This window comes from Vibrio barjaei, assembly GCF_001639065.2.
GTDB classification, from domain to species: domain Bacteria; phylum Pseudomonadota; class Gammaproteobacteria; order Enterobacterales; family Vibrionaceae; genus Vibrio; species Vibrio barjaei.
In genome coordinates, this window is record NZ_LQXO02000006.1 from 107,637 (window position 1) to 121,741 (window position 14,105).

The 14,105-nt window shown below is 45.4% G+C and carries 12 protein-coding genes and 1 other RNA gene; 7 read left to right on the forward strand and 6 right to left on the reverse strand.

Annotated elements, in window-relative coordinates:
• Positions 1 to 115: 115 nt before the first annotated feature.
• Together gabT and AWH66_RS03200 are read right to left on the reverse strand one after the other, a co-directional pair.
• Positions 116 to 1,405, reverse strand: a complete 1,290-nt coding sequence (gene gabT, locus AWH66_RS03195; RefSeq protein WP_063605786.1) for a 4-aminobutyrate--2-oxoglutarate transaminase — start codon at positions 1,403 to 1,405, stop codon at positions 116 to 118.
• Positions 1,406 to 1,425: 20 nt separating this feature from the next.
• Positions 1,426 to 2,853 carry an NAD-dependent succinate-semialdehyde dehydrogenase gene (locus AWH66_RS03200; RefSeq protein WP_063605784.1) on the reverse strand — a complete coding sequence of 476 codons (1,428 nt, stop codon included), beginning with the start codon at positions 2,851 to 2,853 and terminating at the stop codon, positions 1,426 to 1,428.
• A gap of 294 nt (positions 2,854 to 3,147) precedes the next feature.
• Here AWH66_RS03200 and AWH66_RS03205 point away from each other — a divergent pair, with 294 nt between their 5' ends.
• Positions 3,148 to 5,679: a choice-of-anchor D domain-containing protein gene (locus AWH66_RS03205; RefSeq protein WP_063605782.1), complete on the forward strand. Its 2,532-nt coding sequence runs from the start codon at positions 3,148 to 3,150 to the stop codon at positions 5,677 to 5,679.
• Positions 5,680 to 5,752: 73 nt separating this feature from the next.
• On the opposite strand, the gene AWH66_RS03210 is transcribed toward AWH66_RS03205, so the two are convergent.
• Positions 5,753 to 6,820: a PLP-dependent cysteine synthase family protein gene (locus tag AWH66_RS03210; RefSeq protein ID WP_063605780.1), complete on the reverse strand. Its 1,068-nt coding sequence runs from the start codon at positions 6,818 to 6,820 to the stop codon at positions 5,753 to 5,755.
• A 123-nt stretch (positions 6,821 to 6,943) separates the two neighbouring features.
• Between AWH66_RS03210 and AWH66_RS03215 the strand changes: the two genes are divergently transcribed.
• The 3 genes from AWH66_RS03215 to AWH66_RS03225 all read left to right on the forward strand — a co-directional run bounded on the left by AWH66_RS03215 (position 6,944) and on the right by AWH66_RS03225 (position 10,128).
• Positions 6,944 to 7,405 carry an Lrp/AsnC family transcriptional regulator gene (locus AWH66_RS03215; RefSeq protein ID WP_063605778.1) on the forward strand — a complete coding sequence of 154 codons (462 nt, stop codon included), beginning with the start codon at positions 6,944 to 6,946 and terminating at the stop codon, positions 7,403 to 7,405.
• A gap of 108 nt (positions 7,406 to 7,513) precedes the next feature.
• Complete coding sequence (locus AWH66_RS03220; protein WP_063605776.1) at positions 7,514 to 8,689, forward strand: iron-containing alcohol dehydrogenase; 1,176 nt, start codon at positions 7,514 to 7,516, stop codon at positions 8,687 to 8,689.
• Positions 8,689 to 10,128, forward strand: a complete 1,440-nt coding sequence (locus AWH66_RS03225) for a coniferyl aldehyde dehydrogenase (protein ID WP_063605775.1) — start codon at positions 8,689 to 8,691, stop codon at positions 10,126 to 10,128. Before AWH66_RS03220 ends, AWH66_RS03225 begins: the two co-directional genes overlap by 1 nt.
• 53 nt (positions 10,129 to 10,181) lie before the next feature.
• On the opposite strand, the gene tesB is transcribed toward AWH66_RS03225, so the two are convergent.
• Complete coding sequence (tesB, locus tag AWH66_RS03230) at positions 10,182 to 11,057, reverse strand: acyl-CoA thioesterase II (protein ID WP_038222333.1); 876 nt, start codon at positions 11,055 to 11,057, stop codon at positions 10,182 to 10,184.
• Between the two features lie 205 nt (positions 11,058 to 11,262).
• On the opposite strand from tesB, the gene AWH66_RS03235 reads away from it, so the two are divergent.
• Positions 11,263 to 11,718, forward strand: coding sequence for a YbaY family lipoprotein (locus AWH66_RS03235; RefSeq protein WP_063605773.1), 456 nt, complete (start codon positions 11,263 to 11,265; stop codon positions 11,716 to 11,718).
• A gap of 20 nt (positions 11,719 to 11,738) precedes the next feature.
• Here the strand turns inward: AWH66_RS03235 and AWH66_RS03240 are convergent, their stop codons facing one another.
• Positions 11,739 to 12,041, reverse strand: a complete 303-nt coding sequence (locus tag AWH66_RS03240; protein ID WP_063605771.1) for an MGMT family protein — start codon at positions 12,039 to 12,041, stop codon at positions 11,739 to 11,741.
• A gap of 51 nt (positions 12,042 to 12,092) precedes the next feature.
• Between AWH66_RS03240 and AWH66_RS03245 the strand changes: the two genes are divergently transcribed.
• Together AWH66_RS03245 and ffs are read left to right on the forward strand one after the other, a co-directional pair.
• Entirely contained in the window at positions 12,093 to 12,833 is a 741-nt protein-coding gene (locus tag AWH66_RS03245) for a VP0952 family biofilm-associated protein (protein WP_038229851.1), read from the forward strand.
• 193 nt (positions 12,834 to 13,026) lie between these two features.
• Positions 13,027 to 13,123, forward strand: an RNA gene (ffs, locus tag AWH66_RS03250) — signal recognition particle sRNA small type.
• Between the two features lie 246 nt (positions 13,124 to 13,369).
• Here the strand turns inward: ffs and AWH66_RS03255 are convergent.
• Positions 13,370 to 13,975 (reverse strand): short chain dehydrogenase, encoded by a 606-nt coding sequence (locus AWH66_RS03255; RefSeq protein WP_063605769.1) that lies wholly within the window; start codon positions 13,973 to 13,975, stop codon positions 13,370 to 13,372.
• Positions 13,976 to 14,105 lie beyond the last annotated feature (130 nt).

The window sequence follows — 14,105 nt, forward strand, 5'->3', positions numbered from 1 at the left end:
ATCGCGCGTTGTATTGGAATCTGATTCACAACTGTAAATACGTGACTCAGATTCCAAATGTAGATTTAATTCATAGAGTTAGTTGGTTGTTGTTTGGTAAATAAATGCAGTAAAACTACAGCGTCAAGTTTTGATTAGTGATTTTTGTAAGGCATTTGTAAACCGTTGTGAGTCCTTTTTCAATGTCGTCCCTTTCAATGGTCAGGGGCGGTAGAAAACGGATGACATTACTTTTAACTCCACAAGATAAAATGATCACTCCTTGCTGCACACAAGCCGTCACTAATTGCTTAGTAATGTGTGCAAGTGGCTCTCCAGTTCTCGGATTGTCGAGCTCTATCGCAATCATGGCGCCGACTTGTCGCACTTCGCTAATACAAGGTAACTCCCTGCGCATAGCGTTGAGTTTGTCATTAAACTGTTGTCCGATTTCAACCGCGCGATGACACAATTGTTCCTGCTCTATGATGTCTAAAACACTGAGAGCAGCAGTGCAAGCTAATGGAGACCCCGCATAGGTACCTCCTAGGCCACCGGGCATAGCGCTGTCCATGATTTCGGCTTTGCCAACCACCGCTGAGATAGGAAAACCGCCCGCGATGCCTTTAGCCATAGTCGTGATATCCGGTACCAAGTCAGTGTGACTGGAAGCAAACATCGCCCCTGTACGAGCGAAGCCGGTTTGGATCTCATCGCAGATGAGTACGATACCGTGTCGGTCACACAAGACTCGTATTGCATCTGTCCAAGCTTTTGGTGCGGCGTAAAATCCACCTTCTCCCTGAATGGGTTCAAAAATAATAGCCGCGACACGTGAAGGCTCGATATCAGTAGTCAGTAGGTCATTGAGCGCCTCGAGGCTTTGCTCAACGGTAACGCCATGAAGTGCGTTGGGAAACGGTGCATGGTAGATGTCGTTAGGAAATGGACCAAAACCAGCTTTGTAAGGGGTCACTTTTCCTGTCAGCCCCATACACATATTGGTTCTGCCATGAAAGCCGCCTTTAAAAGCAATAACTCCGCTGCGTTTAGTGTGGGCGCGAGCAACCTTAATTGCATTTTCAACCGCCTCTGCGCCGGTGGTTAAGAACACCGCTTTTTTATCGAAATCTCCAGGGGCTAATTGGGTGAGCTTTTCAGCTAATGTGACAAAACTAGTGTAGGGCGTCACCATAGCGCAGGTGTGGCTGAATTGTTGTAGCTGTTCAGTGACGGCAGCGACAATTTTCGGATGTGAGTGACCTGTATTAGTTACTGCTATGCCAGAAGCAAAATCTATGTACTGGTTGCCTTCAATATCCGTTAACGTGGCGTTGTTGGCTCGCTCAATATAGACAGGGGCAAGGTTACCCATACCCTGTGCAATAACGGCGTCTTTTCTTTTTTGCCAGTCTAAATTGCTCATATTCTTTCCTTAGCTGAGAGTTAGAGATTACCGAAGCAGATGTATTTAGTATTTAGGTATTCTTCGATCCCTTGTTTTGCGCCTTCACGGCCGAAACCAGATTGTTTAATACCGCCGAATGGGGCGACTTCGGTGGAGATTATGCCTTCGTTGATGCCTACCATCCCGAACTCTAATGCGTCGGCCACTCTGAAAGCGCGTTGAATATCTTCGGTATAGAAGTAGCTTGCCAAGCCATAGATGGTGTCATTGCATTGCCTGATGAGATCGCTTTCATCTTCAAATCGAATCACCGGTGCAACGGGGCCAAATATTTCAGTTTGTACAATGTCCATATCGCTGGAGACGTCGGTCAGGACGGTGGGTTGTAGATAGTTACCCGATAACTTATCGCCACCGTATTGCAGCTTGGCACCTTGCTGCAACGTCGTAGAAATCAGCGCTAAGATGCAGTCTTTAGCTTTGCTATCAATCAGTGGACCCACATGGGTCTCGGCTTCCAAGCCGTAGCCAACATTGAGTTGTGAGACGGCAGACACAAACTGATCAACGAACTCATCATAGATAGCGTCTTGAACATAAAAGCGATTGGCACAGACACAAGTTTGTCCTGCATTTCGAAACTTAGAGGCGATAGCGCCTTGAACGGCAGCCGGAATATCCGCATCGTCAAAGACGACAAAGGGCGCGTTGCCACCGAGTTCCATCGACGTACGTTTTATGGTGTCAGCGGTTTGTTTCAGTAAGGTTCGACCTACTTCTGTGGAACCTGTAAATGACAGCTTCTTAATATCTTCATGGTGACAAAGTAGGTCGCCAACCAGTACAGAAGAGTGGTTATTGATAACAAACAGCAGATCTTTGGGAAGACCAGCTTGATACGCAAGCTCAGCGATGGCGTAAGCCGATAGAGGGGTTTGGTTCGCAGGTTTCACGATACAGCTACAACCTGCAGCCAACGCTGGGGCTACCTTTCGAGTGATCATGGCAATAGGAAAGTTCCAAGGCGTGATGGAAGCGGTCACCCCTATTGGCTGCTTAGTGGTCATGAGTCGTTTTCCTGCAGCAGGAGTAGGGATAGTGTCACCGTAGGTACGTTTGGCTTCTTCTGCAAACCACTTTATAAAGCTGGCACCATAAACCACTTCACCTTTAGCCTCAGTCAGCGGTTTGCCTTGTTCTAGTGTCATGATTTGCGCTAGCTCATCACTGTACTCAGTTACCAGCTCGAACCACTTATTCAAAATAGTGGCACGATGGCTGGCGGTGGTATTTTGCCATTCTTGTTGCGCGACCTTAGAGCGTTCTATTTTGTGATTAATGTCTTCAATGGAAAGAGAAGGTATATATCCCACAATGGATTCATCATGTGGGTTATATACTGCAATAGAATGGTCAGTTTGATTATTAAATGCAGCGAGCAGTTCGTTATTATTTATATATTCCATTATTTATTCTCCCAACTAATGTAACGTTGAGAATAGGCGAATCGGTTTACTCGGCTTAGTACCAGTTAGCACTATTTTCTGGTACCAGATTAAGATGGTTATTGAGGGGAATAATAATTTGCTGGTACCACGAAATAGTGGCAACTGGTACCTATCAGGTATTTTGGCTTTTCTATTATTAGTTCGATTGTGAGCCGTCAACTGTGTGCGACATTAAGTGCAATATTTCAGAGTGCGGCAATCATAAAGTCCCTATTCAGGGAAGAACATTGACTTTATATTTGGAGAAATAGAATGAAGCCTTCTCTCTGTCTCTCGCTAGTATCTGTTGTGCTCTATTCAGTACCAACAGTAGCGGATGAGCTTTTTTATGATGACTTTAATTCGGGGTTGTCTAATTGGATCGCGTATGGAAATACCAGCACCAGTGACACTGTTGTTATTGATGGTTTATCGGCTTATCTAAAAGAAACGGGTTCAATAGAAAGAGTAATAAACGTCAGCGGTTATAGTGATATTAATGTGGACTATTTGCTCGCAGCAAGACTACTTGAGTCAGCTGATTATTGTATAGCAGAATACTCTACGGATGACGGTAACAGTTACACTCAAATGTCAGCGCTCACTAATGGGCAAGACGGTGGCGATTTTTATCCATCGTCGATAACTATTCCTTCGAGCAACAGCCTAACCCTTCGTTTTAGAGCGCAAACGGGTGGTGCTGACCATTGCTATGTGGAGAATGTGTCAGTAACAGGAACAGCCAATTCGGGCGGAGAGAATCCAAGTATTGTTGTAACGGAGCAAGCCAACTTTGGTAACCAGTTGATTGATAGTCAAACTCAAAAGCGAATTTCGGTAGCCAATTCAGGAACGCAGTCGCTTACCATTAACAGTGCTCAAGTTTCTGGTGCGGATTATGTGTTAGTCAATAATAGCTGTGATGGGGTCACGCTGGATAACAATACCTCCTGTGATGTGACGGTGCAGTTTGAGCCAACGACATCTGGATTAAAAGCCGGAACACTTACCCTAGATAGTAATGACCCTCAAAATCCAACCGCTCAAGTGACGTTAAGTGGCTATGGGGTTGAAGATAACAGCGGAGAGTATACGGAGAATTATCAACCGCTCACTGGCAGTGGGAGTGTGAGTCGTAACCAACTGACTTACTCTGAACTTAACAGTAGCAATGCGGTTTCCTATTTAGCGACAACTCAGGCGTTCGCATTACCGAGTGAGGCTGCTCAACCAGAGCATAATTTTGAAGGGACGTTAACTCTTATCGCCCCTGAGAGTGCCGGAATCGGCCAGTTTACCGAGCATAGAGATACCTTCCGTTACACCGGGAATGGTGATGATCCTAGAAAGCATATTCCTGACTTCTCCTTCTCATTTGTTCAAAGTGGTACCCACTTAATTCCTGTAGAACGCGGTATTAATCTTGGCTCTCATCCATACTGGGAGTACATTTTAGAGCCGGGGAGAGTATGGAAAGAAAACTCGGACAATGGTTCAAGCCGGGCAGCCATTCCGTTTTCTCTTATCCAAAAGAACTCGAATTGTGTCCATAATGGCCTAATGATGTTTACCTTTGATAATCAATCTGTCAGTCAGGTTGCTTATCAGATCGCCTCTGAAACATGTCTGTATTATCAGTTTGATATGTGGGGAAGTGTAGCCGCTACGTACACTCCTCATACTGTCGCAGACAGCTTAGCGATCAAACAAGCGCACCAGGCGTATGAGCGCTCGAAAATTGAAACGCGAGCCTTGAGTGAACTTGTTAGTGACTATCCATCTATTGGCTTGAACCTTGCCAATATTGGTAGTGGTGTGACGCCGGAGCATATGACCGCTTATGGGGTGTTTTTCAACGGTGTTCACTACCGCGCTGAGTGCACTACACGACAAGGTGTGCATCCGTACTGTGATCGCTTGAGAATGCCATCTTACTCAACGGCTAAAACCGCATTTGCGGGTACGGTTTCGATGAGGTTAGAGGCTATGTATCCAGGCTACATGAATACTGACCTGACTTCACTCGTACCAGAAACTGCCAATGATCCTGAAGGGGATTGGCAAGATGTAACACCGAACCATGCGTTGGATATGGCGACGGGTAATTATCGATTGTCCTCAAGTTCTATGAGTGATGAAGGCTCGACGGCTAATGATACTGGCTTCTTCCTGGTCCTAGGCCACCAAGACAAACTCGATTACTCAATAAGTCGTTATCCTCGTAAGTCGGCGCCGGGTTCATTGTTTATCTATCACACGACCGATACCTATATTGCAACCGTTGCAGCTCAGAATTTTACCAAGAGTCAGTTAGGTAGCAGCTTTGATGTATTCGATGACGTGCTGGTGGCGGATATTTGGTCGCCATTAGGTATTGATGAAGGCTCGAAAGACACGCGTCGCACCTATGACAGTGAAGGTATGCCATTTGGTGGATTTGGTTTGACTTTCCTGAGCGATGATATTGTTAAGTTGTCTAAGTTCACTTCTATTGATAGGGGAGTTGTTAATGGTCAACAACTACTGGATCCAGCAGAGCTAGCGATCGCGTTGTTTGAAGACCCCACGTCACCTCCGCTGCCAACGACAATTACCGATAAATATTACGCCAATAGTATGTGGGGTAAATCGGTGACGGTTGACTCAGGATGCGACGTGATGATTCCGTTCATGTCGGGCTATGGTGGCATACAGTTTGTGATGTTGCCGAATGGTGTGATCTATTATTATGTAAGTGATAATGATGAGTTTAATTGGGATACAACTGCTATTGAGTTAGGTAAATTGGCACCGTATTGCAATTAGGATCTAACGCTAAGAACGTAACAATAAAAACGCCACTTCGCTTACCGAAGTGGCGTTTGGTCTTCATTGAAGATTAAGCCAGTTCACCTGTCGCTTCGAAGCTTTCTAGCTTGTCAGTATAAGGTTGTAGATCGCCAATGTTGTTATTAATCCATTCTGCGTTGTAGTAGGTATCTAGGTAACGCTCGCCACTGTCACATAGTAGGGTGACAATAGAGCCTTTTTCGCCGCGCTTTTTCATTTCGCCAGCCAATTGCAACACACCGTATAGGTTAGTACCTGTCGATGCCCCTACTTTACGGCCTAGCATCTTTTCCAACCAGTGGATGGTAGCAATACTCGCTGCATCAGGAATGGTACGCATTTCATCGACTACACCTGGGATAAAGCTAGGCTCCACACGAGGACGGCCAATGCCTTCAATTTTGCTACCACAGTCACCGGTAATATCGGCATTACCTGTTTTGAAGAAGTCGTGGAACACGGAATTCTCTGGATCGACAACACACAGTTTAGTGTCGTGCATTTGATAGCGGATAAAGCGTCCGATTGTTGCAGATGTACCGCCAGTCCCTGGGCTCATTACTACCCATGTAGGAATCGGATGATCTTCTAGCTCCATTTGATTAAAAATAGAGTTAGCAATGTTGTTGTTACCACGCCAGTCAGTAGCACGCTCTGCGTAGGTAAATTGGTCCATATAGTGACCGTTAAGTTCTTTCGCTAAGCGGTGAGACTCTGCATAGATTTGGTCAGGGCGATCAACTAGGTGCGCTGTACCGCCATAGAATTCGATTTGCTCGATCTTCTTACGAGCTGTGCTTTTTGGCATAACCGCGATAAATGGCAAACCAAGCAGGCGCGCGAAGTAAGCTTCAGAAACCGCAGTGCTACCTGATGATGATTCAATAACCGTCGTCTTTGAGCCGATCCAACCGTTACAAAGCGCATAAAGGAAAAGAGAACGCGCTAAACGGTGTTTTAACGAACCAGTAGGGTGTGTACTTTCATCTTTTAGATAAACATCGATACCCTCGATGCTTGGAAGATCGAGTTTGATGAGGTGCGTATCGGCTGAGCGCTGGAAGTCTGCCTCAATTTTACGAACGGCGCTGTTAATCCATTTAATATCGGTACACATAAGTTTTGTTTCCTACTTTGTTATCGGTATGGTGATAATTTACCTACGTATCAGGAGAAAAACTTTGCTATATTGACTTTGAATTCCCTAATAGGTAGAAAACTTTTCTATTTGGAGCTGTTTGTGGATATAGATAATACTGATAAGAAGTTGCTAGCGCTGTTGCAACAAGACGGCACCTTGTCGTTGAACGATCTGGCAGAGGCCGTCAACCTGACTACGACCCCATGCTGGAAGCGCCTCAAAAAGCTTGAAGATAACGGCATTATTGAAAAGCGCGTCGCTTTGCTAGACCCAGAAAAGCTCGGCTTGTCATTCACCGCTTTCGTGCAAGTCAAAACCACTGATCACTCACATGAGTGGTATAAAGAGTTTGTCGAAACCGCATCACTTTTTCCTGAAGTGATGGAGTTTTATCGCATGGCGGGTGAATATGACTACATGATGAAAGTACTGGTTAAAGACATGAAGTGTTTTGATGAGTTCTACAAGAAGCTCGTTAACAGTATTGATGGCTTGTCTAACGTGACCTCTACATTCGCGATGGAACCGTTGAAGTACACCACGGCGTTACCGATACGTTGATTCCCTAGATCTCTCATCTTGTTACTATCACGCTTGCTTCATCTGAGTAATCACTCTATAAAACTAGATTAGGTTCAATTCTAATATTGGCAGGCAAAGGAGTGTCATATGCTGCATCAGCTATTGGTGTCGGTAAAAAAGCCATTTATCAAAATGGTACCAGTGCCTAAACCAGAATGCTTATCTGGTTCTGGCCAAGTACTCAATATTCCGGCTTTATGTAATCAGTATTCAGTTAAAAAACCGCTAGTGGTCACCGATGCGCTTTTGCGAAAACTGGGACTGTTAGACGATATGCTAACAGCGTTAGAGTCTGCATCGATTGAGTACAGCGTGTTCGATGAAGTGCTCCCAGACCCGGACTTTGCCACGGTTCGCAACGGCGTAGAACGCTATAAGCAGCTGGGTTGTGATGGCATCATTGCGTTTGGAGGTGGGTCACCAATGGACTGCGCTAAGGCGATTGCTGGCAGTGCGAAATCTAATAAAGATGTCTCTAAGCTGACAGGTTTGCTTAAAGTGCACCGTCCACTGATGCCCATTATTGCGATTCCAACAACAGCAGGCACAGGCTCCGAAGGGACGGTAGCGGCGGTAGTCAGCGATGTAGAGTCCAAAATGAAGCGCTCTATTACTGATCCCTTCTTAGTCCCGAAAGTGGCGGTGTTAGACCCTGATATTATGTTGGGCTTACCCGCACAAATTACCGCAGAAACGGGGGCGGATGCCTTAACTCATGCCGTTGAGTCTTACCTGAGCCAATATTCAAATACTTTTACTGAAACGTGCTCAATCAACGCAATTCAAGCGATTTTCGACTATCTTCCAGCTGCTTATCTGCAAGGAAGTGACAAAGTTGCGCGAGAAAAAATGGCCATAGCGAGTTATGAGGCAGGCTTGGCGTTTACCCGAACTTATATTGGCTATGTTCATGCAATCGCCCATCAATTAGGCGCTTTTTACCATGTTCCACATGGCAGGGCTAATGCAGTGGTATTGCCCCATGTACTTCGCTTTATTGAACAAAGAGATAACGCCAGACTGACAAAACTGTCGTTGACCTTGGGATATAAAGATAGTCATCACTTTATTGAAAATGTCGATTCGTTACTCCGTACTCTGAATATTCCAACGGTGATTCCGGAGCTTAAGAAGTCCGACATTCCTCGCTTAGCAAAACAAGCGATTAAAGAAGCGTTTGGAGAGTATCCGGTACCTGAAGAGATGACGGTAGCGGAGTGCCAACGACTATTAGACACATTACTTGATACAGGAGCGCATTAATGAGTGCAGTTGAACTCAATGAACAACAGATGATAGAGCGACTTCAAGAACAGAAAGCCGCATTTAAAGAGTCTCCTTGTATTAGTCGCGAACTGAGACGCGTCAACCTGCTCAAACTGGAAAAAATCCTGCGAGAGAATCAATCTGAGCTCTGTGAGGCCATCGCTAAGGACTTTGGACATCGTTCTTCCACAGAAACGGCGCTGCTAGAAATTTTCTCTTCCATCGATGGCATTATTGATGCCAGAAAGCATCTAAAAAAATGGATGCGTCCAAAACAACGTCATACTTCAGTTTGGTTCTGGCCAGCGAAAAATAAAGTCGTACCTCAGCCGCTAGGTGTGGTTGGGATTATCGTACCTTGGAACTATCCCCTTTATTTGGCTGTGGGGCCTATGACCGCCGCGTTAGCTGCGGGTAACCGTGTCATGGTAAAGATGTCGGAGAACTCAACTCATCTGTGCCAAGCTTTAGCGCAAGCATTTTCCAGTGCTTTTACCGAAGATGAAGTGTGCTTTATCTCCGAAACTGGCTCGACGGGTCAAGCGTTTTCAAAACTGCCATTTGACCATCTTATCTTTACTGGTTCAGGTGCGACGGGCCGCAAAGTCATGGCGGCGGCAGCAGAAAATCTAACACCGGTGACCTTAGAGCTCGGCGGAAAGTCGCCAACTATCATCGCTCCAGATTACGATGTGAAGAAAGCACTCAAGCGTATTCTTGGCGGCAAAGTGTATAACTCTGGGCAGACATGTGTGGCTCCGGATTACTTGTTAGTGCCGGAAGACAAGCTCAAGCATGTGATTAAAGCGGCGAAATCAGTGATGAAGAGCCGTTATAAAACTATTGACCATCCAGACTACACAGCAGTGATTGATGAGGTGTCGTTTACTCGCCTTAACGAGACGCTTCAATCAGCGAAGGAAGGGCAGGGTGAGGTGACTAACCTCATCCCAGCAAGTGAGCCAGACGCGCAGACTCGACGTTTTCCTCTGCATTTAGTGGTAAGCCCAGCTTGCGATGAGCCAGTGATGACCAGAGAGATATTTGGTCCTATCTTGCCAGTGTTGACTTACAAATCCATGGACGATGTTTACCATTTCATTAATGAACGTGACCGACCGCTGGCGCTGTATCTGTTCTCTGATGATAAAGAACTGCAACAAGCGGTGTTGGAAAATACCATGTCTGGCGCGCTAACCATCAATGATGTGATGCTTCATGTAGCACAGCATGATTTGCCGTTCGGAGGTGTAGGGCCAAGTGGTATGGGGCATTATCATGGGCGCGAAGGGTTTGAGACTTTTTCTAAACTGCGTCCAATCATGCATCAAGGTAAGGTGTCAGCGATTGGTTTTTTGCATTCACCTTACTCAGGATTCGCTCGTCGTGTGGTGAATTATCTAATCAATCGAAAGTGGGGCAAATACCCTCACTAAACTTAGAGCTAGAGTAGAGACGAAAAGGCGGGGATGATTCCCCGCCTTTTCTATTAGTATCGTGACGTTTCGTCGGTAAAGCGCATAACTCCTTCTTGAACTGAAGAAGCAATGAGCTCGCCTTTTTGGTTGAAAATTTCGCCACGAACCAATCCTCGAGAGTTACTAGCGTTCGGGCTATCTATTACGTACAACAGCCACTCATCCATTTTTACAGGACGATGGAACCAGATGGAATGGTCGATGGTAGCGACCTGAAACTTAGGAGTTAACAAGGTAACGCCATGGGGATGCAGTGCGGTGGTTAAGAAGCCCCAATCAGACGCGTATCCAAGCAGGTACTGGTGGATAAGCTGATTGTCTGGCATTTCGCCGTTCGCACGAATCCAAAGGTATTGTTTAGGCTCTGCCTTCTCTGGTTTTAATGGATTGATGACGGTCACTGGACGCATTTCAATCGGCTTTTCACCGCAAAAAGCTTTGCGAAGTTTTTCTGGGAGAAAGTCAGCGATTCGTGCCGCCAATTCAGATTCTGAGGCGTAGTTTTCGGGACCTGGTATTTCTGGCATGGCGCTTTGATGCTCAAAGCCCGGAGCCTCACCATGGTAACTTGCCGTTAAGTAGAAAATGGGGCGACCATTTTGGATGGCTTTGACGCGGCGAGTACTAAAACTCTTACCATCTCTTAGGTTCTCTACATCGTAAATGATGGGCTTTTCTGGGTCACCAGGGTAGAGAAAGTAGCTGTGGAAGGAGTGAACCGTTCTATCTTCAGCAACGGTATAACGCGCTGCAGACAACGCTTGTCCAATCACTTGGCCGCCATAGACTTGCGGTAAACCAAGGTTCTCACTTTGCCCTCGGAACAAGTCAACTTCGAGTTGTTCTAGCTGTAATAGTTCTAATAAATCGCTTAGTGGTTTACTCATAGCACCCATCTTTTATTCATAACTTTATTAGCCAAGTGTGGGTTTTGCTGTCAATTTCGTCAAGCAGAGAAAAATGTAGGAATTGGGTGAATTTATTGAAAAAAAGCGTGTTTTTGTTAAGCGAGATACCGTATATCTGATATGTTTATTGCATATTGTTCCTGTTTTTTGCACAGGTTGTAATCAAAACTCAAAGAGAGGCATCATGAAAAAGACACTCATCGGCACGCTGGTTATTGCTTTAGGTCTAGGCTTGGTAGGGTGCCAATCTGCACCTCAATCAGACGCAGCATCTCAAGTTGAACAACAGAAGAAGATGGAAGACGGTATGTCATCAGTGAAAGGCACAATTGCTTACAGAGAGCGTATAGCATTACCGCCCAATGCCGTAGTGACAGTGAAGCTTCAAGATGTATCGCTACAAGACGTCGCTGCTACGGTGATTAGTGAGCAAACCTTTACAACCGATGGTGCACAAGTGCCGTTTGATTTTGAGTTAAGCTACGACATGGCGGATATCAAAGCGAAGCACACTTATAGTGTGAGTGCTCGCATTGAAGTAGATGGCAAGCTGCGTTTTATCAGTGATACCTCATACCCTGTTATTACTGACGCGAACCAAACAGCAAACATCAATATGATGTTAGTTGGCGTGCGCTAATACCTATCACTGGATGGCGGTTATGGCTGCCATCCAAATTCTTTCAAACGAATCCTACCTTTAAATGAAAACGCCACTCCTTCCTCCATCAATCGCGCTCTCTGTCTTAAGAAATTATCTCCTTTTAGCGATATCTCTCCTTTGCCATTAATCACTCGATGCCAAGGTAATGCACTACCTTCAGGTAAGTTGCCTAAGGCTTTACCAACATGGCGCGCATAACCCGGATAGCCCGCCATTTTGGCAATTTGACCGTAAGTCGCGACTTTTCCATGTGGAATTTGGTGAATTACTGCAAAGATTTGCGCCTTAAATTGATCCATACTGAAGGAGTCCTAGTTCATTTTGCCAAGGATAGGTAATAAGGAGGAGCTATGGTATTTTCCGTTTTTCAATTCATAATCACAAGTCTACTTGTTGTAGTTTGTGCCAGAACTATCAGCGTTACAGAAGGGGACATCCCTGTGCTAGCGATGATGATCCCTGCTCTGTGGATCTTGCCTCAGGGTGGTATAGCCGGGCTGATGCTGCTTGCTTCAATGGTGGTATATGGTCTCACTTTGCCCCTTCAGTCCATTGCGATGTCGGTGGCGGTTTGGATACTAATCCCAGTGTTTTCTGTCGCGTTTTCCAAACGAAGTAATATATGGGTCGTCAGCATCATAGGGCTAATAGTCTTGACCCTGAACGTGGGTATTATGCTCACCCAATCAGCGGGTAAATTAGGTGGCACCCCTATGGTGACACTTGTTCAAGCTTTCTCAGTTTTCGTTGCTTGGTATGCGGCACGAAACTGGAAAGGTTCAACGGAGCATAGCTGGTGGTCGTTAGCATTGATATTGCCCATTTGGGCGGCAGGTTTGCCCTACGCCGCGTTAGTATCTTTGTGTATTACCGGAATCTTAGCTTCGATGGAAAGTCTCGGAAGACTTAAAACATTTCGTTGGAACAAGCTGTTGTGCTGGACACTGCCTACGGTCGGTTTTGCCGCCTTAGTCGTGGTGCCATCGATAGAGGTGCCTAAACCAGTATTTGTTGTTTGGCTCTGTTTATTGGGCACAGCATGGATGACCGATTACATTCTGAGCATAGATGAAGAACAGCAAGAACCTTAAAGCCCTTTTTGAACAAGATAAAGCGCAGACATTGACTACAGTGTCGGCGCTTTGACTATTCTGTAAGCACTTAATCTGCTTAGGGTACAAATTTGCGGTGATGGCCTTGCATTCATCGTCACGATACCTGATAATCCTCCCACGCCTTGCAACAGTGACCCTTAACCAAGCAACGCAACAAAATCTATGGAGGCTCTGGTCCTCCCGCAACAATAGCTCGTGAACTCGGTCAGGTCCGGAAGGAAGCAGCCGCAGCGAGTGACTTGTGTGCCGGGATGTGGCTGGGGCTTCCACCCATTGAAAACGCCGCTTTTATAAGCGGCGTTTTGCTATCTAAATCTCATCAAACCTTCGCTGATAGCTCTCTTTCCTGTGTCAGTAGGAACCTATCGATAGCGCCCACTGAATCATATGAACTATCTCAACTAACTGTCTTACGAGGCTGGCTTATTTTTTCCCAAAGTTTGTTAACGTAAGTACTCTATTTACTTAAAGAAGCACGCCGTGAAAGGCGTGCTCATATTGATTAGAAATTGTTAAGCATCAACAAACAGTACTTCGCCATTGATAAAGCCGTCAACGGAGCGTTCAAACGCTTTACCAACTAGTTTACCTGGTACTGGCTCAAAGCCTGGCATCATTTCACCATAAACTTCCCAGGCTTCCTCAAGTACAGTTGGGTTCACAACGTTTATGCGTGTTCCTTTTGGCATTTCGTGTGCGACACACTTAACAAAGGTATCAATTGCACCACTTGTTGTCGCATCCGCAATTGCATAAGGGATAGGTTTTACATTTAAGATACCGCTGATTAAAGTGAATGAGCCGTTATCTGCGATGTATTCTTGACCTATACGAACAAGGTTGATTTGTCCCATCATTTTGCTCATTACCGTCGTCATCCATTGTGATGCGCTCATTTCAGCAAACGTTGCATACTCACAAAAACCAACTGTATTAACTACAGCATCAAAGTGACCGACTTTTTCATATAGTGCTCGAATCGAGTTTTCATCGGTAATATCAACAATATGGTCAACATTGCCAGAGCGGCCTGCGGTAATCACTTTATGATTACCTAAACCAGTTAAGGCAGCTTGTCCCATTTTACCCAAAGCACCTACTAGAATTACTGTTTTCATGATTTTCTCCGTCTCTATGATTTGTTTCGGCAGGAGTTATGTTAGTGAATAGCAAAAACAAATAGAAACAACGTTATTTTGTAAGTGATACAATAAAATTTGGTAATGCTCCGCTTAGGCAAAAGGTAAT